Consider the following 22206-nt stretch of genomic DNA (forward strand, 5'->3'; position numbering starts at 1 on the left):
ATTAACCACCACTAATAAAGCGACTAGCTTGGATAAACTGGTCATCGCCACTTTCTAATACAAACTCAATATCGGTGATCGAACGTGGCAACAAGTAAGGGTCGCTCGCCAGTGAAATAGGCAAACTAAACACTTCGCCACCTTTTACTGTGACAATTTGCTGGCCTATCCACTCTACTTCCTCCAAACCACGCACACTTAAGTGGAACTCGCGCGCTTCAGAGGATTTGTTAATCACCTTTAAGGTGTAGGTATTTTCTACCAAACCTTCAGAGGTTTCGTTGTACAAAGAAGAACGATCACGCAACACATCTAACTGCATCGGCTTCACGTTAAGCAAGGTGAATACAAAAGCGACCAGCATGGCACTTAACACCACCCCATAACCGATCAGCTTAGGCCGCAGTACATCGGTTTTTTGCCCCGCCAAGTTATGCTCGGTTGTGTAGCGAATTAAGCCTTTCGGGTAGTTCATGCGCTCCATGGTTTGGTCACAGGCATCAATACAAGCACCACAGTTAATACATTCGTACTGCAAGCCTTCGCGAATATCAATGCCTGCAGGGCACACCTGCACACACAAATCACAATCTACACAGTCACCTAAACCTAAGGCTTTGTGGTCGGCATTGCGCTTACGTGGGCCGCGGCTTTCGCCTCGCTCAACATCGTAACCCACAATAAAAGTGTCTTTATCAAACATCGCTGACTGAAAACGCGCATAGGGGCACATGTGAGTACATACAATGGTGCGCATCCAACCGGCGTTAGCGTAAGTTGCTACGGTAAAGAAAATCACCGAGAAGTTAACCGCACCGCTGGCATTTAGCGTGAAAAAGTCCCACCACAGCTGTTTAACTGGCACAAAGTAAGCGGCAAACGACAAAGCGGTAAATACCGACACCGCAATCCATGCGGTATGTTTGGCTGTTTTTCGCCAAATTTTGTTAAAGCTCCAGGGCGATTTATCTAGCTTTTTACGCTTATTGGCGCTGCCTTCAATCTTTTCTTCAAACCAGATAAAGATAAAGGTCCACACCGTTTGCGGACACAAGTAACCACACCATACTCGGCCTAAAAAGGTGGTAATAAAAAACAAAGCAAAGGCAGCAATAATGAAGAACCAAGCCAATAGCAATAAATCTTGCGGCCACAGGGTTAAGCTAAAAAAGTGATACTGACGAGCCCCCATATCTAGCAAAATTGCTTGGCGATCGCCGTAAGGAATAAACGGCACAATCACAAAAGCCGCTATAAAAAACCAGCCCATGTACTTACGCAAGCGTTGAAATACACCTTTTTGCTCACGCACATAAATTTGTTCTTGGGGGTTGTAACGATCTACCGGAGCACGTTTTTTAGCCGCGCGAGGTTTGGGGCTGACGTCTTTAACAGGAATACGTTCACTCATCACTCAATCCTTATGAGAGGAGGCACTGATGTGACTAATGCCTTTGCTTAAGCAAAAACGGCAATTGCAGACGCAATTGCCACTTAAGAAATTAAACTTTTACGCCACGCGCTTTTAATAAGGCGGTTTTAAAATCATCCTCGCAATCTTTTGCGATGCCAGGAATCATCTCGTCTTTACCAATTGTAAGCATTTTAAGTTGGTAAATAAGCACGTCATCGGTCAGTTCACTCAAGGGTTTATTGTTCCCTGCTTGGTCGGCTATTTGAGTGATAATTTCTACTAAGTTAAGCTCCGGTTGTTGTTTCCAAACCGGTGTGAGTAAATCGATTAATTCTTCAATACGATGCAACTGCATACTCATTATACTTCTCCACGGGCGGCCACTACAGCTTGGTTTCTACCTAACTGCTTGGCTCTATATAGTGCCTTATCGGCTTTATCTACGATCTCTTTGGTGCTTTGCTGAGCCACTGGAATTAAACAAGAAATACCAATGCTCACGGTCACATAACTGGCTGCGGTCGAATACTCGTGGCGCAATTTAGCCTCGGCCATTAGTGTTCTAACTCTTCCAGCAACTTGCAATGCGCCTTTGGTATCGGTGTTGGGCAATACCATTACAAACTCTTCGCCGCCATAGCGGGCAACAATATCATCTTCACGCTGCAAGGCTTGAGTAAACAAATTAGCAACTTTGCTTAAACATTGATCGCCTGCAACATGACCGTAATGATCGTTATAAGGCTTGAAGAAATCAACATCGATCAGCAATAAACTTAAGGAAGTATTTGCCCGGCTGCTTAAACGCCAATGTAAAGCCAGTGTTTGCTCAAATATAGCCCGATTATACAGGCCGGTGAGTGCATCTCGCTCACTTTGATGGCGCATTAAAGCATGGCTGTCGGCCAACTCTAAAGCCTTGGCCCTATTTAGCGCTCCTTCGGAAAAATTAGCCTTAACTAAGGTTTCGGCGCGGCGTAACACAATATTTAGTACTCCCCAGCTTAGCAGTAATACCAAACAAGCCACCCACTCGGTTCGGCTAGCCTCCACCATAGAAACCAACAACGCTAATAACAATGGAATGCTAAAACCGTTAAAGCTACGAATACTTAGTAAGTTTGGCACCACCACCAGCGACAACAACGCGCCCACCAGCACCACCAATAATAAACGCTCGGAAGCAGGTAACACCGGCATAAACAGCAAAATACCTACCGCCCAAAGCACCCCAGAACTAGTGGCCAAACTAAAGTAACGCGTTAGTTGCGGCGCCGGGACAAAATCGTCAATTACTTCGCTTTGAATACGCGCAAAAAAGTAAAACACGGCCGATAAAGCCAACATGCAAAATAGCCACAGCAAATGCAGGCTTGAAGAAAGGCTAGGCGCAAACAAACACCACCAAATAAGGCTATACGCAACGGTCATTAACGCCACTAAACGCCCATTGTTAAGTAAATAACGGGCGTTTTCAGTGTTTACTTGTAACTGCACATTGCGCAAAAACAGATCCCTTGCAGGTGAGAGGCGAATAATTTGTGGGCATTGTAGCAACAACTTGAATAGCGAGAACAGAAAAACCCTTTGATAAAAAATGGATAAACACCAACATGACGCGCAGTTTTAATACAAAATAGTCAAACTTAGCTAAAATAGGTCGCAAGCTTTTGCACAATATTGATCTGATTGCTTGCGTCCTTTTTCCCAGAAAGGGTAAAGTGCTACCCGCAAGTACTGGTCAATAAACTTGCAACTCGGTCAACTAGGTAAAGCATCTAAGGAACAAGGTCAATGCTGGACAATATCAATCCAACAACTACACAGGCTTGGAAAGCGTTACAAGCGCATTTTGAAGCACAAAAAGAGGTTAAACTTAGCGAGCTATTCGCCGCTGACGCAGACCGTTTCAATCGCTTCTCGGTAGAGTTTAACGAGCAAATCTTATTAGATTACTCTAAAAACTTAATCACTGAAGAAACCATGCAGCAGTTAGTTGCACTAGCTAAAGAAACCAAGCTAGATAGCGCAATTAAAGCTATGTTCTCTGGTGAGAAAATCAACCAAACAGAAGGCCGCTCGGTACTACATACCGCACTACGTAATCGCAGCAATACCCCAGTAATGGTAGACGGCGAAGACGTAATGCCAGCAGTAAACGCTGTGCTAGAAAAAATGAAAGGCTTCTGTGAAAAAGTACATTCTGGCGAATGGAAAGGTTACACCGGCAAAGCAATTGAAAGCATTGTAAACATTGGTATTGGCGGTTCAGACCTAGGCCCAGTAATGATTACTGAAGCACTAGGCGCATACAAAGTAGAAAACATTACTACCTACTTCGTATCAAACGTAGACGGCACTCATATCGCCGAAACCCTAAAACAAGTAGACCCAGAAACTACTTTGTTCTTAGTAGCGTCTAAAACTTTCACTACCCAAGAAACCATGACTAACGCCCACAGCGCACGCGATTGGTTCCTAGCTGCAGCTGGCGACCAAGCTCACGTAGCTAAGCACTTTGCTGCACTGTCTACTAACGCTAAATCTGTTGCTGAGTTTGGTATTGATACCGACAACATGTTTGAGTTTTGGGATTGGGTAGGCGGTCGATACTCTTCTTGGTCAGCGATTGGTTTATCGATTGCCCTTACTGTTGGCTACGACAACTTTATTGAGTTGTTAGATGGCGCCCACGCTATGGACAAGCACTTCGCAGAAGCCGAGCTAGAGCAAAACCTACCGGTTATTCTTGGTTTGTTAGGCATTTGGTACAACAACTTCTTTGGTGCAGAAAGCGTATCTATTCTACCTTACGACCAATACATGCACCGCTTTGCTGCTTACTTCCAGCAAGGCGATATGGAGTCTAACGGTAAAAACGTAGACCGCAACGGCAACCCTGTTGATTACCAAACTGGCCCAATTATTTGGGGTGAACCAGGTACCAACGGCCAACACGCCTTCTACCAGCTGATTCACCAAGGCACTAAGCTAATCCCATGTGACTTTATTGCACCAGCCACTAGCCACAATCCATTATCGGATCACCACGCTAAGCTAATGTCTAACTTCTTCGCCCAAACCGAAGCCTTGGCTTTTGGTAAGTCTCGCGAAACCGTAGAAGCAGAATTAGTTTCCGCCGGTAAATCAGCGGAAGAAGTCGCTGAGTTAGCTCCGTTTAAAGTATTCACCGGTAACAAGCCAACTAACTCAATCTTGGTTAAGAAAATCACCCCTAGCTCTTTAGGTGCCATGGTTGCTATGTACGAGCACAAAATCTTCGTACAAGGCATTATCTGGAACATCTTCAGCTTCGACCAATGGGGCGTAGAACTAGGTAAGCAGCTAGCTAACCAAATTTTACCAGAGCTAAAAGATGGCAGCGAAGTAAGCAGCCACGACAGCTCAACCAATGGTTTAATTAATACCTTTAAAGCTTGGAGCTAAGCCTTACTGCTTAGCTTTGTGCGTTAAATGTAAAAAGCTGGCCTAGGCCAGCTTTTTTAATCTTTGCGATAAATAAGTAAGCTACAAAATAAAGCTCTGCAAGCACTAAACTCTTGCTTGGCGCACCGTTTCCCCCGCTTGTATCTCACGAATCACCTTAGCCGGATTGCCTCCCACTAATACGCCTGCTGGCACATCTTTAGTCACTACCGCTCCAGCTGCTATCACCGAGCCATTGCCCACCGTTACACCCGCTAGAATTACTGCGTGACCGCCGATCCATACATCGTCACCAATAGTGATGGGCGCTGGGTAATCAATCACTTCTCGCTCACCTTGCTGATTAACGTAGGTTTTGCGTAAGTCAGGGTCTAAGGCATGGTTAATCGAAAACAAACTTACATTCGGTGCAATCATCACCCGATCACCAATAGTAATTTTGCCCGAATTCACCAAGGTTAAGTTGGTATTAATAAATACATCTTCGCCGATAAACACCGTGTCACCATAATCCACGGTGAGTGGCGGGCATATCTCGATGTTTTTACCTACCTTCACAAACAGCTCACGCACTAGCGCTTCGCGCAGTTCGGCGTCTTCGGGGGCGGTTTGATTAAACTTATGAGTAATTTGCCGAGTAGCTAAACGGCGCTCGCCTAGGTCTTTATCCCAACGGTTAAAACTTAAACCCGCCATCATTCGCTCAAATTGACTTGTCATGCTTACCACTCACTAAAAGGCTTTAGCTTAACTGTGCAGCTAAATGCCTGCGCAGTCTATTAGCACCTTGGCAGAAACCACTATTCACAAATGCGTAGTTAAACAAAATAAAGATGCTGGTGGATATTAGCTAAGGCACTCGGCTTTGTGCTAAGTTGCCAAGCATAATGCAGTACCGAGGTCATACAGTGCCAAGCCAGCAGCGGCAAGGACAAGGTTTTTTACTCACAGCCAATAGTTACGATCGTCAAGGTCGGGCTTATATTCAGCTTTGGTTAGCCAGTAACCAAGGCCCGGTGTGTTTAGAGGTAAGTGACCAGCAGCCGGTATTTTTTGTGTTAAGTAGTGAACTAGATACCGTGCTAGAAACCGTTGGCGAGCACTTGCTTAAGCACCAAAGCGTAGCGTTAAACACCTTCCAGCATCAGCCGATTACTGCCTTGTACTTTGCCAGTATCGATGCGCATTACCGCGCCGCACAAAACTTACAGCAAGCCGGATTAAGCTGCTTTGAACATGACATAAAATTACATGAACGCTTTCTTACCGAACGCTTTTGTTATGGCAGCATGGCTTTTGCTGGCAGCCAAGGGAGTAATCCACGTTACCCCGCTTGGCAGCAAGCCAAAATAAAAACGGCCCAATATACACCTAAGCTGTCGGTGCTATCGCTAGACATAGAATGCAGTGAAAAAGGCCAACTTTACTCGATTGGATTATACGGTGAGCACTTTCAGCAAGTGCTTATGATTGGCAGTGAACAAGCCGCTGATACGCCAATTACCTGGTTGGCCAATGAGTACGCCTTACTAAAACAGCTTGAGCTAGTAATAGAAAAACTCGACCCGGACATCATAATTGGTTGGAATGTCATCAATTTTGATTTTAGGTTGCTGGTTAAACGCGCCGCTTTGCATGGAATAAAACTGGCGCTAGGCCGCCAACAAGGCGTGGCGCGTTGGCGCGAGCGTAGCGATAACGAGCAAACAGGTTTTATTAGCATTCCTGGGCGCGTAGTAGTAGACGGCATAGACGCACTAAAATCAGCCACTTACCACTTCGATAGTTTTAGCTTGGAAAACGTTGCCCAACAACTGCTTAAGCGCGGCAAATTGGTAGACGAAGTGCATGACCGTATGGCTGAAATTAACCATAACTTTGCCCACAACAAACCCCAGCTTGCCGCCTACAACCTCGAAGACTGTAAGTTAGTGTTAGACATCTTCCAGCATACGCAAATCCTTGAATACCTTTGTTTGCGCAGCCAACTTACTGGCCTAATGCTAGATAGAAGTGGTGGCTCGGTGGCAGCCTTTACCAATGTTTATTTGCCTAAATTGCACCGAGCTGGCTATGTAGCGCCAAATCTTACCCGAGACTTTATCGCCGATAGCCCCGGCGGTTATGTGATGAGCTCTAAACCAGGCTTGTATAACAATGTGCTGGTACTCGATTTTAAGAGCCTGTACCCCTCTATCATTCGTACCTTTAAAATTGATCCGCTGGGCTTAATTGAAGGGCTAGCGAGCCCCGACAATGCCATTGAAGGCTTTAGAGGCGGAGTATTTAGCCGCGATAAACATTTTTTACCAGAGATCATTAATCAGCTTTGGCTGCAGCGCGATCAAGCCAAGGCCGATCATGACAGTGCTCGCTCGCAGGCGATCAAAATTTTAATGAATAGTTTTTATGGAGTGCTAGGCTCTACTGGTTGTCGCTTTCACGATCCCCGCTTAGCCAGTTCAATCACTATGCGCGGCCACCAGCTAATGCAAGAAACAGCAGACTGGATCAGCGAGCAGGGCCATGAAGTGATTTATGGTGATACCGACTCTACCTTTGTTTGGCTAAATCAAGATTTGAACGCAGAGCAAGCCAAACAAATAGGCCAACAACTGGCGCAAGGTATAAACCAATATTGGCAGCACAAGCTAGCCTCAGAAATGCAGTTAGATAGTCACCTAGAAATTGAGTTTGAGACTCATTTTTCTCGCTTTTTAATGCCAACCATTCGCGGCTCTGAAACCGGCAGTAAAAAGCGTTATGCAGGTTTAACCAACGATAAGCAGTTAGTCATTAAAGGCTTAGAAACCGTACGTTCAGATTGGACAGAGATGGCGAAGATATTTCAAACCGGATTGCTCGAGCGAGTTTTTTCTGACCAAGATCCACGCCAGTTTGTTCTCGATACCGTGGATAAACTAATGGCTGGCGAGTACGACCAGCAACTTATTTACCGTAAGCGATTACGCCGCAAGTTAGCCGAGTACGTGAAGAATGTGCCACCACAGGTGCGAGCAGCGCGGCTCGCCGACGAACATAACCAAGCTCTAGGTAAACCACTGCAATATCAAAATAAAGGCAGTATTGCCTATTGGATGACCATAAATGGGCCCGAGCCGCTAACTAACCGAGTTAGCCAAATTGACTATCAACATTACTTAGACAAACAACTACAGCCGATTGCCGATGCTATTTTGCCCTTCATTGATTTGGATTTTGAGCAAATAACCTCTGCGCAATTAGGTTTGTTCTAGTTAACCCAGTAGAAAAGGTTTTGCTTCTAAAGAGGCTGAAACCAGCAACAACAAACTGATAGAAGCAAACATGGCACGAACAACCATGGTTCGCATTTTGATAGTTTTTGTTAATTTTTCAATATGCATGTTCTTCATTCGGCGCTTAACACTCGCTGTCGTCAATACTAACCAGGTAGTTTGACTCACTAGGGTTAAGGGTTCCTCCCGCTTCAGTGTAAGTAACAAAACATCCGCTATCATTAACATCTTTATCGCCAGAGACATAACCGATATACAAGCGCGAACTGCCATCCACAAACTGCATTTCTAAGTCAGTTTCAATCAATGACTCCATACCAAGGTAGTCTTCACCGTGCGCCTCTGGGTAACCATCTTTTACCTCTACAATACCCAAGCTCGTTTCTACCTCTGCACGTGATTCTTGCTCTAGGCCATCAATAGCTGCTTGGTTAAATACCAAATCAGCAGAGGTTTTTACTGCAGCGGCAGCCCCCTCTAAGGTCGCTTTTTTTGCATCGCTTTGAAGATTTAGGAACTTTGGTGCAGCCACCACAGAGAGTATTCCCAAAATGATAATTACTATTACTAATTCGATGAGAGTAAAACCAGATTGCTTGTTCATATAGCGCCTAAAGTTACTTTCTAGATTGGTGAAACAGGGTGAATTAAGAACTTGTATTATCCCTATAACGGCAATTTAAATTGACTTTTTACGAACAAAGCATTTTTTGTAACATTAGAATAAAAATCCAACCCAGCTCACTTTTATCAAACAAAAGTCCATAACTTATTAAAATAATGAAACTTTCGTTAGATACTAGCCTCAAACTAGCAAATCATAATGGCAAACAAGTCACACGGATGGAGGCAAAGAGGGCAATACAATGGCGTTTTTTTCGATGGGTGTAAGAGTACTATTATTGGTATTAATGTTGGGTAGCGTGTTTAGCTATTCACACACTACCCATTCTTCATGGGCAAAGTTTTATTGCCCTGCACAAACTAGTAAGGCAGCGAGTTAAACTCTCTCGCTACGTTTTTCAATTTGTGGGTTCGCCACAAATACCATTACCGAACGTGCAGCCACTTTAACTGAGCCAGTTTCTAACATAGGCGCGGTTTTAAAGTCATAAACATCTTCTGGCGGTTTGGCTGCGGTATTAACAAGCTTAAACCAATGTCCTTCGATGCATGGCACTTCAAACTCTAACTCTTCCCAGTAGGAGTTAAACACCATGTATAAGCGGTCTTTTGAGTATGGATCTAACAATGTAACCGCAATAGAGTGACTATGTTCAGACCAATCGGGCTGACCTTGATGCACACCATGCCATTCGATATTGGCATCATGAATCACATCCGACAGGCTCAAGTGGATCTTCTCTTCAAGCACATCGTCATAACGACGTAACTTAATCATCTCTTGAACAAAGCGCAGCAAGTTTTGGTTTTTGTCCACCAAGCTCCAGTCAAACCAGGATAACTCGTTATCTTGGCAGTAAGCATTGTTATTACCGTTTTGAGTGCGTTTTACTTCATCGCCCATGGTAATCATTGGCGTACCTAACGAGAGCAACAAAGTAGCAAAGAAGTTCTTCATTTGCTGTTCACGCAGATCGTTGATTTTTGGGTTTAGGGTTGGCCCCTCTACACCGTGGTTATAACTAATGTTGTGGTTATCACCATCACGGTTGTTTTCACCATTTTCTAGGTTGTGCTTGTCGTTGTAGCTCACTAGATCGTTTAAGGTGAATCCATCATGCGCAGTGACTAAGTTAACCGAGCGTTGCGGCGAGTGGTTTTCTTTATAGTAAATGTCTGGGCTACCCAATAAGCGTGAAGCAAACTTACCCGTTACACCAGAATCCCCTCTAAAGAACGAGCGCACATCATCACGGAACTTACCGTTCCATTCATTCCAGCGGTCACCAACAAACTCACCTACTTGGTAAAGGCCAGCGGCATCCCAAGCTTCGGCAATGATTTTAGTGCCAGCTAAAGAAGGATCTGAATCAATCGACCATAGCAGGGGTGGCTCTTTCATTACATGACCCTTAGAGTCACGCGCCAGTACTGAGGCTAAATCAAAGCGGAAACCATCTACATGCATTTCGTTTACCCAAAAACGCAGTGCATCACGGATCATGCGGCGCATTACCGAGTGGTTAGCATTACAAGTATTGCCACAACCCGAGTAGTTACTGTACCAACGCTTTTCGTTTTCTAGCATGTAGTAAGTATCGTTTTGCAAACCCTTCATACTAAGCGTTGGGCCGTCGTGTCCGCCTTCTGCGGTGTGATTAAACACCACATCCAATATCACCTCAATGCCGGCTTTATGCAGCTCACGCACCATGGTTCTAAATTCGTTAAAGGCACCACAGACACTTTTATCGGAGCTGTAAGCTGTATGTGGGGAGAAGAAGTTAATTGGGCTATAACCCCAATAGTTCTGCTTACCCAGAGGCGCGTCTTGTAAGTCAAACTGCTGCACCGGCATTAATTCAATGGCGGTAATGCCCAGCTCTTTTAGATAAGGAATTTTTTCGATAACGCCAGCGTAAGTACCGCGTTTATGCTCCGCTACACCCGAAGACGGGTGCTTGGTAAAACCCGCTACATGCATTTCGTAAATAACGGTATCTTGCAATGAGCGTTTAATAGGCTGAGTGCCCTGCCAATCAAAGCCACGCAAATCCACCACTGCACCTTTAATACATTGGTTAGTATTTACATGACCATGGCGTGACGCCACCTGACGTAAATAGTTATCTGGGAAATGGGTGATTCTGGCGTAAGGGTCGAGCAGAACTTTGCTTGAGTCAAAGCGCAAACCACGCTCTGGTTGCCAGGGACCGTCTACTTGAAAGCCGTAGAGCGTTCCTACTTCTAAGTCTTCAACAAAAATATGCCAGTAATGGTCTGTTTTGTTGGTATTTGGGTCTAAAGGGAACTCGGCAAAAGGCTTGCGAGAGTTAACTTCTTTAAATAATAGAAGGGTAACTCCCGTAGCATTTTTAGAGAAAATACTAAAATTAACGCCCTTACCTTGGTAAGTCGCGCCGAGTGGAAATGAAACACCCGCTTGAGTTTTTGTGGCCATATACTGTGCTGTCTTATTTTTGCTATTAACTGAGATGAAAAGCCTATTAGTTGGCTCTTTCGCTATAGTTTATCAGTAACAGCTTATTACACAGTAAGTTTATTAACAGATAATGACTAAAATTTAGCCGAAATTGAGTGCGAGCGCCCACTAGCTTGGCGTTTTCTGCGGCAATGCTGTGCGCCAAGTTGGTCAAGTTCAGATACTTCGTCAGGCAACATCAACGACAATAGCTGTTCTAATTTTTCTTGGTCAGACAATACATTGGCAATAGTTTGGCTAGTTTTTGTACGGAACATATCATACCCCTAAATTTTGATACCTAATTAGGGGTATGCACCTATAGTGCCAAAGCTATATGAACAATTTATTAACCTTATTATTCAGATAGTTGCTGTCTAGCACGAATAGGGTTTGCGTACATTTCGAACAGCTGAGATCGGACCTCTGCACTAATATCGCGAGTCTTCGCTTCAAAATAGCGCTTTGCTTCAGCTAATTCGTTAGCAGGAATTTCTTCTGGGATAGCGTCACCAAGGGCAATCCAGTTGGTAGGCATAAGCTGGTAATTGCCAATAATCGCTTTATCTAAAGCTTCTGCCACGTCTTTGGCATTTTCATATTCACCGGCCAATGGTTCTGCAAAATGCACATGCACTCGACCTTTTTGGCCAACAATACCGCGAGAGATGCTGTAAATGTCTTCATGCTCTGCTTTTTGGTATTCGCCATGTTGGTTTTGCGACACCAACTCATTAGCTTTAGCCACATCACAAGGGTCAAATTCGTAAGAAATAGACACAGGAACAATGTTTAGCTCTTTAATGTAATCGGCAAATTCTTGCTGCTTAGGTTTGTTTAAAGCCAGCATAGAAATAAGTGCCGAATTAGTCAGGTCTAACCCATCTTTGGCGCGCCCCTCACGCTGAGCAATCCAAATATGGTCGCCAGTGCTCGCTAGGGTATGTTGAATATACGCAGATAACTCTTTTAAGTTAGCCAGCTTTTCACGTTTAGCAGAAGCTGAGCGCTTAACAATAAAACTGCGGTTAAGGCGCATTAAGTCAGATACCCAAGGCTTACTTAATAAATTGTCACCAATGGCAATTTGTACCGTGTCTTGGCCATTTATATGCAGCAAGTAGTTCACAAAAGCAGGGTCTAGCGCGATATCGCGATGATTTGAGATAAACAGATGCGGCTTAGATAAATCTAGGCTGTCTAATCCGCTAGAGCTTAGTTGCGAAGTCGTAGTTTTGATCATGTGCGCCATATAGCGCTCTACCATTATTTGAAAGTCGTAAACACTTTTTACGTTTCTTACTTTAAATTTAAGTACTTGGCGCAAGGCAAAAGACGTTAGCGAGAGAAAGGCACCACTGGCTTTAGGGTAACGAAACTTAATTAAAGTAGTGATAAATTCGGGATCATTAATGAGGCGTTGCAGTGTACTTTTTACTTCAGAATCTTGATAAGGGCGAATACTGTCAAACTGAGACATAACTTCTCTCGCTATTAAGGAAGCCGCAATTTACCGTTTTCTGCTCTTAAAAACAACAATAATGATTAAAATTTAAACAACCATTGGCAGTTTTTAAGGCTTAATGCAGATTCTTTCGCTTAGCCTTCGAGCCACGTATACTGGAGCCTCGATTTCCCAGCTGCAAGTTAATGGAACAACAACGCCAGTATTTGCTTGATGCCCCCATCACGCCGCTTATTATCAATAAGGCCAGTCCAACCTTAGTTGGCATTTTTGCGATCATCTTTTTTAACCTTGTTGATACCTTTTTTGTTGCCATGCTCGGCACCGATGCGTTGGCTGGCGTATCTTTTACTTTTCCCATTACCTTTGCCATCACCAGTGTTGCTATGGGCTTAGGCATTGGCTTGTCGTCCCATGTAGGACGGCTACTGGGGGCTCGTCAACATCAGCAAGCCGCCCAGCTCACTAGCCATAGTTTATTGTTTAGCCTACTGCTAATTGTTGCTATTGCCGGCTTGGGTTATATCAGCATTTATCCTCTTTTCAGCCACTTAGGCGCCGAATTACCAGTAATGCCCTATATTGAGCAATATATGCAAATTTGGTATCTCTCGGTTCCGCTATTAGTGATACCTATGGTGGGCAATAGCGCCATAAGAGCGAGTGGCGACAGTAAAACCCCCAGTATAGTGATGCTGGTTGCTGGTATCGTAAATGGCATACTGGACCCTATTTTTATTTTTGGTTGGGGGCCTGTGCCTGCCATGGGGGTGCAAGGAGCCGCTTTAGCCACTGCAGTAGCTTGGGCACTCACTTTTAGTGTTGCTGTTTATTTGCTTAGTTTTAAATTAAAACTACTACGTTTTGAAGTTTGCACCATTCAACAGCTTTTCGCCTCTTGGAAAAAGCTGCTTAGCATAGCCATTCCGGCGGTATTTTCTCAGCTGCTTACTCCCATAGCTACCACCATTACTTTGGTAATATTGGCCAGTGCTGGCACGGCAACCGTAGCAGCCTATGGCTTTGCTACACGGGTAGAAGCCTTATTATTTATTGGAGTGATGGCGATTAACTCGGTGATTCCGATGTTAGTTGGACAAAATGTAGGAGCGGGCAAAGCACAACGCGCCCAGCAAATTGTTCATCATGCCATTAGGCTAGCGGTGGTTTGGCAACTATTGCTGGCTATCGCAATGTACGCCTTGGCCCCTTTAGTGAGTTATAGCTTTAATCACGATGCTGAAGTGGCTGAACTTAGCCAATATTACTTACAGTTAGTACCTTTTTGCTACGGCATGATGGCTGTGCCCTTATTGCTAGCTCAAACCTTAAATGCCTTAGCTAAGCCCCTGTTAGCAATGGCAATAAACTTAATAAGATTATTTGGTTTTATGTTGCCAGCTATTTACATTGGAGCAATGTGGGGAAGCAGCAAAGTAATATTTTTGGCGATTATTATTGCTCATACCTTAGCGGGCTTAGCGAGCTTAATCATATTGATTTGCTTGATGAGCAAAAACAGTTGGTGGCAACATTCTCAATCTTAGTTTCACAAAAATGAAAAAAGGCGACACAAATGTGTCGCCTTTTTAAGTAGTCATATTGCTCTTTTCCGTGAACAGTAATTGCTCCTTGCAATCCTTTTTGACTGTTGCACACTAATCCTTAGCGTTTCCTCTTCCCAGTTCCTTTGAGCTATCCTTTAGCCTTCTATGGCATAAATGTTCATCCTAAACACTTGCTCTCTCCGTCCTGGAGGTATCCTTTAACTTCATCCTGAAAGTTTGAGGTATTTTGCTTTCTAGCACTCCTGTGCTGACATCCTAAAGTTTATCTACCTTGATAAACCTGCTCTTCCTAAGCAATGCTTCCTAATACCTTGGCATCTTGCCCTGACTCTTCCTAAGCCTTGGCTCGTCCTGATGGTTGATACTTTACGCCGATGAGCCCTTAATCCCAGTAGCCAAGATAAAATAATTTTGGTTTTAGCTACAAAAAACCATGATAAAAAACATAAGACATTGAAATATATAAACTTAGTTTAGTTAAGGCTTATTAAACAAGTGAAATTACCCGCTACAGCTCGGGCGGATCTCTCACACAGGCAATAGCAGATAAAGAAACTACCAGATCGAGATTAACAATATAAAAATCCAACCAATTACAGGTTATCCATTAAAAGCTCTGCAGATAGGTAATAAACCCTAACAATAAATAGCAGGCAAAGAAAAAGGGCGACACATACGTGTCGCCCTCTTAGTAGTCATATCGCTCTATTCCATGAACGTTAATTGCTCCCTGCAATCCTTTTTGACTGTTTCACACTATTCCTTAGCGTTTCCTCTTCCCAGTTCCTTTGGGCTGTCCTTTAGCCTTCTATGGCATAAGCGTTCATCCTAAACACTTGCTCTCTCCGTCCTGGAGGTATCCCTATACTTCGTCCTGAAGCTATTTGGTATTTTGCTTTCTAGCAATCCTATGCTGACATCCAAACTCATCTACCTTGATAAGCCTGCTCATCCTGAGCGCTGCGTCCTAAATACCTCGGCGTCCTGCCTAATTCTTCCTGAATCTTGGTTCGTCCTGATGGTTGATACTTTACGCTCATCCCAATTAAAGCCCAGTAGGCCAGAAACAAAAACATCTAAATAAATCTATTACTTAAGAGGTAAAAAACAATAAACCATTGAATAATAAATAAAAAATTATTTTAAGGCTCATAAACAAAGAGACTTATCGGCTTGTTTGAATGGTCGATCTCTCACACGGCCTTTGGTCGATCGCCAAACAAGCATCTAAATTCAGCACGCTAAAATTCTCAATAAGTCTAAACAAAGACGCCTTAAAAGAATAAAAACCTAATAAAACACTTTTAATCTTAACTATTCATCTAAAATCGATGAAAAAGTGCAGACAATAAAAAACCCAGCACTTGGCTGGGTTTAGAAAAAGGTCGGGGCGACACTTTCGTGTCGCCCCTAGTAGTCATATCGCTCAAATCCGTGAACGGGTAGTTGCTCCCTGCAATCCTTTTTGACTGTGTTACTACGTCCTGTAGTTATCCTTTTCTCAAATCCTTTGAGCTGTCCTTTAGCCTTCTATGGCATAACCGGTCATCCATACCAGTTGCACGTCTCCTTCCTAGGAGGTGTCCCTTGCTACTTCCTGTAGCTGTTCCTTTTTAGCTCCTGCTACGTTTCTCATCCTGATAAACGTCAGTGCCTCCGTGCACAAACAACTATACGGAATCTAAGTTTGAGAAAAAGCCGCGTAAGCAAAAAACTTTCATTTTTTTACTTACAAATTCTTACAAAAACACTAAACCATTAATTTAAAAGAAAATTTAATTTTAACAACTGTAAGCAAAGCTGCTTTTAACGCACAAGCTTGTAAGAGATATCTCACACCATCTATCGTCATTTATCGCTAACTAACGATTTTTGGCAAGCTTAGGTAGTGATAAATGATAGCGAATGGCCACTAAACGAATGAGCAAAGCGGTCAAAATACAAGCACTTGTAGCAATAGTATCCGAAAACTGTAGGTATAAAGCAGCCACCCAAACCAGTCCACCAACAATACAAGCAGTGGCATACACCTCACGTTGCAGTACTAAAGGGACTTGATTGGCCAATACATCACGGATCATACCTCCACCACAGGCGGTAATCACTCCCATGGTAACGGCTACAATCATTGGCGACCCATATTGATAAGCTTTGTTAGCACCAATCGCCATAAATACCGCCATACCTATAGCATCAGCTACCGGCAGTAACCAGCGAGGAGGCGTAGGAAAGTTATTAAGCAACAATACCGAGCCTAAACTAGCTCCAAGAATTACCCACAAATACAAACCGTTTTCTACCCAGAATACTGGGCTAGCACCTAAAGCCATATCGCGGATAGTACCGCCGCCAATGGCGGTAACACAGGCAAGCACCAAGGCACCAAACAAATCCATTCGGCGACGACTAGCTATCAATACCCCAGAAATGGCAAATATTGCGGTACCAAATAGATCAAGACTAAATATGATGGCGTTGCCCAAAGCGAGTTCCTCTAAAAATTCGGCTGCAATTAGACAACATGTAGACTCAGCAATACAAGATGCAGATCAAACAAAGCCGAAGCCTAATCACTTCGGCTTAATTTGTTGCTGTTACAGGCTTAGTCGTAAATGGTAGGAATGGCCTGACGTTTATGTTGGGTACGTTGGTAAATACCAATAAGTTTTTGCTCGACTTCATCGGCCACTTTCTTGCCTTCTAAGAAGTCATCAATTTGGTCATAAGTAACACCTAATGCCACTTCATCGGGTAATTGCGGACGGTCTTCTTCAAGATCGGCCGTTGGCGCTTTACCAATCAGCTTTTCTGGTGCGCCTAAATAATCTGCAACCTGACGAACTTGGCGTTTGTTTAAACCAAAGATAGGCACTAAATCACACGCACCATCACCATGCTTAGTGTAAAAACCCGTTAAGTTTTCAGCTGAGTGATCTGTTCCAATAACCAGGCCACCACTTAAGCCAGCTATTTCATACTGGGCAATCATGCGCATACGGGCTTTAACATTGCCCTTGGCAAAATCTACTGCAGCTTGGGCAGGTAAATCTAAACCAGCAGCCACTAAACTTTCACTAGCACTAGTATGCAAGCCTTCGGTACCTGCTTTGATATTAGTGGTAACAATATGTGAGGGTTTAATAAACCCTAAAGCTAGCTGCGCATCGGCTTCATCTTTTTGCTCACCAAAAGGTAAGCGCATGGCAATAAAGCGGTAGTCTTGACTATTACTCTCATTATTAAGCTGTTCAACTGCCAACTGCGCTAAGCGACCAGTGGTTGTTGAATCAACACCGCCACTAATACCAAGTACTAGTGTTTTTAAACCAGCTTGTTTTAAACGCGCTTTTATAAAGTCGATTCGACGTTTAACTTCAAACTCTGGATCAATTTCTGGCAAAACCTTCATTTCTGCCAAGATTGCCTGTTTCATTCTGTCACCCCACAGCAAATAATATCCCTAATGCGCAATGTACTTGAGAGACAAAAAAAAACCAAGGGACAAGCTGGTTTACATATACTTAAATCAGCATCAGCGAATTCAAGCAAACATCTCATCAATTTTTAAGGATTAGCAACATGTTAAGACGTACTAAAATAGTCACAACTTTAGGCCCCGCCACCGACCGAGACGATGTACTGGAACAACTGATATTGAGTGGTGCAAATATGGTGCGCCTTAACTTCTCTCATGGAACCGCAGAAGATCATTTGGCGCGCGCAGCCAAAGTGAGAGAGTTAGCCAGCAAACATAAACTACACATTGCGATACTGGGCGACTTACAAGGCCCTAAAATTCGTGTTTCCACCTTTAAAGATGGCAAAGTAAACCTAAATGTAGGCGACAGCTTTATTTTAGATAGTGAGCTAGACAAAGGTTTAGGCGATGAAAAACAAGTAGGCCTAGATTACAAACACCTGCCTAAGGATGTTGAACCAGGTGATATCTTATTGCTCGATGATGGCCGTATTCAACTTAAAGTAACGGCGGTAAAAGACAGCCAAGTGACTACCGAAGTCACCATTGGCGGCGTTTTATCTAACAATAAAGGCATAAACAAACTCGGCGGTGGCTTATCTGCAGCTGCACTTACCGATAAAGATAAAGCCGACATTTTAACCGCGGCCAAAATTGAAGTGGACTACCTAGCTGTATCATTCCCTAATAGTGGCGAAGACATGCATTATGCTCGTCGCCTTACCCAACAAGCAGGTTTAGCCACAAAATTGGTTGCTAAGGTAGAACGCGCCGAAACAGTAGCCACCGAAGAAGCGATGATCGATATTATTAAAGCGTCTGATGCGGTAATGGTTGCACGTGGTGATTTAGGGGTAGAAATTGGCGATGCCGAATTAGTGGGTGTACAAAAAACCCTTATTCGCCTCACTCGAAAATACAATCGAGCAGTAATTACCGCCACTCAAATGATGGAATCGATGATTAGCGCACCAATGCCAACCCGTGCTGAGGTTATGGATGTAGCCAACGCCGTGCTAGATGGTACCGATGCTGTGATGCTTTCTGGCGAAACCGCCGCAGGCCAATACCCTATCGAAACAGTACAAGCGATGGCCAGCGTATGTTTAGGGGCAGAAAAACAACGCAGCATTAACGTGTCGAAATACCGTATTAACGATACCTTCGAGAGTATTTCTGAAACAGTGGCCATGAGCACCATGTTTGCTGCCAACCACATGAAGGGCATGAAAGCTATTATTGCGTTAACCGAGTCCGGCAGCACACCACTGTTAATGTCTCGCTTAAGTAGTGGCTTACCAATATTCTCTTTGTCTCGTCATGCCAATACCTTAAGCCGCTGTGCTTTGTATCGCGGCGTATACCCAATTCACTTTGATGAAAGCAGCGAAGATATTATTAAGGTGTCAAAAATAGCGATAGAACAGCTGAAAGAACAAGGTTACTTGAGCAAAGGCGACTTGGTTATTTTGACCCACGGTGACGTATTCGACCAAACCGGTCATACCAATACCAGTAAGATCCTAAAGGTAAGCTAAGTATTAATATTCTAGCGAAGTAGAGAAGCTGCTCTAGCACCTTCGACAGGCCGATTAACTGATAGTTTTCGGCCTTTTTTCATGCCGGTTTGAAAGTCTGGGGTAAGTTGCCCCATCGACGCCTTAATTTTAGCTTTAAAGGTTTCACGGTCTAACTTTTCAAACATCTCATCAAGGTAGTCGTCCATATGTTCATTACGACCATTAGTGGTGAGATCGGGCAGCTTTTCTAGCGCCCCTTCTAACCAACCAGCGGTGAACGAGGTAACTCGGCGCGCCACAGTTACATTGTCGGTGCCAGAGCCGGCAAAGCTATTTCTAAAAGAGCCTACTTGCTGGTTCATTTCACGATAAACAATGTCAAAAGCAAAAGCCGCAAATACCGCACGGTCAGCATGTCCAACAAACTCTGCGCGTTTTAAACCTTTATGATTAACCAACACGGCTTCAACCCCAAAACGGCTATTAATGCCGCGGATAATCCGCAGAATATTTTCACTAACATTGGCAGGTAACAAGGTTTGGGTTGAGGTTTTACCCATTTGAATAAGCTCAATATCAGCTTGTTCTAGACCATGTTTAAGCATGAGCCGATGAGCCATACGAATAGCTTGAGCGGCCTCATGAACATTTGAGGAGTTACCCAACTCTAAACACTTAGCTATTTTTTCTAGGGCGCGTTGACGACTCACGAACTGCAACAACCTCTGCTCAAAAATGAAGCGCTATTTTACTTATTTTAGCCAAATTTTCCAGTTATTCAGCGGCGGTAGCCAGAATCAAAAACAACAAAGGCTTGGAAATAAAAACCAAGCCTTTGATTTTTAGCTAATGTTTTAGGGTCTGTTGATCTTTGGTGTTGAAATTTTGTTTGAGATAAGCGGGCTTTAATCGCGGCGAGCACTTAGAAGCCTAGCGGGCTAAGCAAGAAGTGCTTAACAAAGAGTAAAGTCCGCTTATCCGACCCCTTCTGGCAGCATTTCTTAGCTATTTATTCAGCGTTAGCGAGTGATTATTAAGCCCACTTAACTGCACACTCACGCCTTGCCTAAATGGCTAATAAATTGCTGCAAAAACCATCAGCAAAGATCAACGGACCCTAGCTATTTCTCGATTTGCGCTGCTTCGCTAGTGGCAGGATAAAAATGCACATCGCGCTGCGGGAACGGAATTGAGATACCGTCGCGGTCGAAGCGCATTTTCACTTCACGGGTAATATCCCAATATACGTCCCAATAATCATCGGTTTTAACCCAAGGACGAACAATGAAATCAACTGAAGATTCGTTAAGTACATGCAACTTCACCGTAGGCTCTGGTTCAGGCAATACCATTGGGTGCTTTTCTAGCAGTTCATTTAATACCGCTTCAGCTTTTTCAATATCATCTGAGTAACCAATACCAAATACTAAATCCACCCGACGCAGCTTTTGTGCAGTAACGTTTTTAATAACGTCACCCCAAATTTTACTATTGGGTATAACCAAAGTTTGGTTATCGATGGTAAGAATAGTGGTAGATACAAGGTTCATGCTTTTCACCTTACCAAATACCCCACCGCCCACTTCTACCATATCGCCTACATCGTAAGGGCGATAGATCAGAATCATCAAACCAGCAGCAAAGTTACCTAGAGTATCTTGTAAAGCAAAACCGATAATGAAACCGGCCACACCTAAACCAGCCAGGATAGGTGCCAGCGAAATTCCCACTTGGGCGAGCGCAAACAGTATTCCTATAATGATGACCACCCGTGCGACCGAGGAGATAATCATGTCTTTCATTAATGACGACAAGTTTAGCTTGGAAGAATCCAAACTCTTAGTCATAAGTTTACGCACCAAACGCGATAGAGAACGGAAAATGTAGTAAATAGCCACCAGCAAAAACAGCTTGAAGATCCATTCGCCACCGTGTTCTACAAAGTATTCAGATAAACGTTCTAACCAACGTTTTGCTATGCCACCTAATATGTTTACATCCAAAACATCGGTAGTAATTTGGCCACCAAGCTTAAGCAAAGTTTGCTGATAGAACGACGCGTTAAAGCCCAACTGAGTAAGCAAATCTACGGTTAACTTAAAGCTTTCTCCGGCAACCGCAAGCTGCTCGGTAACTACCGCTAGTTGATCTTTAAGGCTTTGATCATCCGGCGTAATTTTAATTAGCTTGCCTAGTTCTTCACGTTTTTTACCAACTAAGCCTACCATGCCAGAGAAAGACTCGGCGCGGGTATATAGTCGGTCAATCAAATACTCTTTTTCAGTATCAACACTAAAACCTAAAGCCTGCTGATTTGATATTTGCTGCACCATGGCAGTATAGATAAGGTCTGAGCTAGCAAGGTGTTCGATATAGAGTTGGAAAGCTTTAATGCCATCAGCTTCTTCTTCGGCATAAGCCTTATTAAACTCAAGCTGCTGCTTTTCGATACCATTCACTAAATCTTGGTTATTTTGGGCAATAATTTGCTCAACTTCAGCCAACACCTGCTCATCGGCTAAGCCTAAGGCCTTTTGCTCAATTAAATACTGAGACAACTGATTAATGGTTTCAAAAGCATGTAAATGGCGTTCTAACAAACGGTGAGAGATAGCCGCCTGCTCAATGCTTGAGACTTGGTCGATATTGGCTTTTATTTTTTCGATTCGCTGTTGCTGGCGCTGGTATTTATCCAACAACAAAGTAGCTTGGTCACTCCCAGAATCGACTGCCATAGCCGAAGTTATTGGAGCGCAGACTAACAATGCTGCTAAGCCCAGAGCACCACAATAACGCGTTAATTCCTTTAACATCACTTTCTCCAACCAACAAAGTAGTAAATAAGCTGTACATGCAGACTAACTGAACGGTTTAAAATAAATCAAACCGCCCCTTAAGAATAGTGGCTTGTTTATATTTTACTATCAGAT

17 protein-coding genes are annotated in these 22206 nt (G+C 43.7%); 4 read left to right on the forward strand and 13 right to left on the reverse strand.

The annotated features are described in order from the left end of the window. Position 1: 1 nt before the first annotated feature. From ccoG to K5620_RS21460, 3 genes are all read right to left on the reverse strand, one after another. Positions 2-1411 (reverse strand): cytochrome c oxidase accessory protein CcoG, encoded by a 1410-nt coding sequence (gene ccoG, locus K5620_RS21450; RefSeq protein ID WP_016400228.1) that lies wholly within the window; start codon positions 1409-1411, stop codon positions 2-4. Positions 1412-1502: 91 nt separating this feature from the next. Beyond that, positions 1503-1769 carry a YihD family protein gene (locus K5620_RS21455; protein ID WP_040306803.1) on the reverse strand — a complete coding sequence of 89 codons (267 nt, stop codon included), beginning with the start codon at positions 1767-1769 and terminating at the stop codon, positions 1503-1505. Between the two features lie 5 nt (positions 1770-1774). Further along, on the reverse strand, positions 1775-2911 hold the full coding sequence (locus K5620_RS21460) for a GGDEF domain-containing protein (protein ID WP_246612341.1): 1137 nt from the start codon (positions 2909-2911) through the stop codon (positions 1775-1777). Positions 2912-3208: 297 nt separating this feature from the next. On the opposite strand from K5620_RS21460, the gene pgi reads away from it, so the two are divergent. Beyond that, positions 3209-4861, forward strand: a complete 1653-nt coding sequence (gene pgi / locus K5620_RS21465; protein ID WP_016400231.1) for a glucose-6-phosphate isomerase — start codon at positions 3209-3211, stop codon at positions 4859-4861. Positions 4862-4966: 105 nt separating this feature from the next. Here the strand turns inward: pgi and K5620_RS21470 are convergent, their stop codons facing one another. Beyond that, positions 4967-5581 carry a sugar O-acetyltransferase gene (locus tag K5620_RS21470; protein WP_040306759.1) on the reverse strand — a complete coding sequence of 205 codons (615 nt, stop codon included), beginning with the start codon at positions 5579-5581 and terminating at the stop codon, positions 4967-4969. A gap of 167 nt (positions 5582-5748) precedes the next feature. Here K5620_RS21470 and K5620_RS21475 point away from each other — a divergent pair, with 167 nt between their 5' ends. Beyond that, entirely contained in the window at positions 5749-8118 is a 2370-nt protein-coding gene (locus tag K5620_RS21475; RefSeq protein WP_051147552.1) for a DNA polymerase II, read from the forward strand. Here the strand turns inward: K5620_RS21475 and K5620_RS21850 are convergent, their stop codons facing one another. The 5 genes from K5620_RS21850 to K5620_RS21495 all read right to left on the reverse strand — a co-directional run bounded on the left by K5620_RS21850 (position 8119) and on the right by K5620_RS21495 (position 12725). After that, positions 8119-8247, reverse strand: a complete 129-nt coding sequence (locus K5620_RS21850; RefSeq protein WP_281423302.1) for a hypothetical protein — start codon at positions 8245-8247, stop codon at positions 8119-8121. It abuts the gene before it with no gap. Between the two features lie 16 nt (positions 8248-8263). Then, the gene (locus tag K5620_RS21855; protein ID WP_016400235.1) at positions 8264-8743 is read right to left on the reverse strand and encodes a prepilin-type N-terminal cleavage/methylation domain-containing protein; all 480 of its coding nucleotides are present in this window, start codon (positions 8741-8743) and stop codon (positions 8264-8266) included. Between the two features lie 396 nt (positions 8744-9139). After that, positions 9140-11224, reverse strand: coding sequence for a glycogen debranching protein GlgX (glgX, locus tag K5620_RS21485; RefSeq protein ID WP_016400236.1), 2085 nt, complete (start codon positions 11222-11224; stop codon positions 9140-9142). Between the two features lie 116 nt (positions 11225-11340). Next, entirely contained in the window at positions 11341-11523 is a 183-nt protein-coding gene (locus K5620_RS21490) for a hypothetical protein (protein ID WP_016400237.1), read from the reverse strand. A gap of 80 nt (positions 11524-11603) precedes the next feature. Next, positions 11604-12725 carry a 1-acyl-sn-glycerol-3-phosphate acyltransferase gene (locus tag K5620_RS21495; protein WP_016400238.1) on the reverse strand — a complete coding sequence of 374 codons (1122 nt, stop codon included), beginning with the start codon at positions 12723-12725 and terminating at the stop codon, positions 11604-11606. Positions 12726-12895: 170 nt separating this feature from the next. Between K5620_RS21495 and K5620_RS21500 the strand changes: the two genes are divergently transcribed. Next, positions 12896-14257: an MATE family efflux transporter gene (locus K5620_RS21500; RefSeq protein WP_016400239.1), complete on the forward strand. Its 1362-nt coding sequence runs from the start codon at positions 12896-12898 to the stop codon at positions 14255-14257. A gap of 1883 nt (positions 14258-16140) precedes the next feature. Here the strand turns inward: K5620_RS21500 and K5620_RS21505 are convergent. Both K5620_RS21505 and nadE read right to left on the reverse strand, forming a co-directional pair. Further along, positions 16141-16761 carry a trimeric intracellular cation channel family protein gene (locus tag K5620_RS21505; protein ID WP_016400240.1) on the reverse strand — a complete coding sequence of 207 codons (621 nt, stop codon included), beginning with the start codon at positions 16759-16761 and terminating at the stop codon, positions 16141-16143. 119 nt (positions 16762-16880) lie between these two features. Beyond that, positions 16881-17711, reverse strand: a complete 831-nt coding sequence (gene nadE, locus K5620_RS21510) for an ammonia-dependent NAD(+) synthetase (RefSeq protein ID WP_016400241.1) — start codon at positions 17709-17711, stop codon at positions 16881-16883. Positions 17712-17857: 146 nt separating this feature from the next. Here nadE and pyk point away from each other — a divergent pair, with 146 nt between their 5' ends. Further along, positions 17858-19294: a pyruvate kinase gene (gene pyk / locus K5620_RS21515; protein ID WP_016400242.1), complete on the forward strand. Its 1437-nt coding sequence runs from the start codon at positions 17858-17860 to the stop codon at positions 19292-19294. Positions 19295-19305: 11 nt separating this feature from the next. Here pyk and K5620_RS21520 read toward each other — a convergent pair whose 3' ends face one another. Beyond that, positions 19306-19986 carry a DUF2786 domain-containing protein gene (locus K5620_RS21520; protein WP_016400243.1) on the reverse strand — a complete coding sequence of 227 codons (681 nt, stop codon included), beginning with the start codon at positions 19984-19986 and terminating at the stop codon, positions 19306-19308. A gap of 411 nt (positions 19987-20397) precedes the next feature. Continuing rightward, on the reverse strand, positions 20398-22089 hold the full coding sequence (locus K5620_RS21525) for a mechanosensitive ion channel family protein (RefSeq protein ID WP_016400245.1): 1692 nt from the start codon (positions 22087-22089) through the stop codon (positions 20398-20400). Positions 22090-22206 lie beyond the last annotated feature (117 nt).

Source organism: Agarivorans albus, assembly GCF_019670105.1.
Classification (GTDB): domain Bacteria; phylum Pseudomonadota; class Gammaproteobacteria; order Enterobacterales; family Celerinatantimonadaceae; genus Agarivorans; species Agarivorans albus.

Coding starts and splice junctions, on each gene's coding strand:
- K5620_RS21470 (WP_040306759.1), bottom strand. CDS start 5,581: ATGACAAGTCAATTTGAGCGAATGATGGCGGGTTTAAGTTTTAACCGT.
- K5620_RS21475 (WP_051147552.1), top strand. CDS start 5,749: ATGCAGTACCGAGGTCATACAGTGCCAAGCCAGCAGCGGCAAGGACAA.
- pgi (WP_016400231.1), top strand. CDS start 3,209: ATGCTGGACAATATCAATCCAACAACTACACAGGCTTGGAAAGCGTTA.
- pyk (WP_016400242.1), top strand. CDS start 17,858: ATGTTAAGACGTACTAAAATAGTCACAACTTTAGGCCCCGCCACCGAC.
- K5620_RS21490 (WP_016400237.1), bottom strand. CDS start 11,523: ATGTTCCGTACAAAAACTAGCCAAACTATTGCCAATGTATTGTCTGAC.
- ccoG (WP_016400228.1), bottom strand. CDS start 1,411: ATGAGTGAACGTATTCCTGTTAAAGACGTCAGCCCCAAACCTCGCGCG.
- nadE (WP_016400241.1), bottom strand. CDS start 17,711: ATGAAACAGGCAATCTTGGCAGAAATGAAGGTTTTGCCAGAAATTGAT.
- K5620_RS21455 (WP_040306803.1), bottom strand. CDS start 1,769: ATGCAGTTGCATCGTATTGAAGAATTAATCGATTTACTCACACCGGTT.
- K5620_RS21525 (WP_016400245.1), bottom strand. CDS start 22,089: ATGTTAAAGGAATTAACGCGTTATTGTGGTGCTCTGGGCTTAGCAGCA.
- glgX (WP_016400236.1), bottom strand. CDS start 11,224: ATGGCCACAAAAACTCAAGCGGGTGTTTCATTTCCACTCGGCGCGACT.
- K5620_RS21500 (WP_016400239.1), top strand. CDS start 12,896: ATGGAACAACAACGCCAGTATTTGCTTGATGCCCCCATCACGCCGCTT.
- K5620_RS21855 (WP_016400235.1), bottom strand. CDS start 8,743: ATGAACAAGCAATCTGGTTTTACTCTCATCGAATTAGTAATAGTAATT.
- K5620_RS21850 (WP_281423302.1), bottom strand. CDS start 8,247: ATGCATATTGAAAAATTAACAAAAACTATCAAAATGCGAACCATGGTT.
- K5620_RS21495 (WP_016400238.1), bottom strand. CDS start 12,725: ATGTCTCAGTTTGACAGTATTCGCCCTTATCAAGATTCTGAAGTAAAA.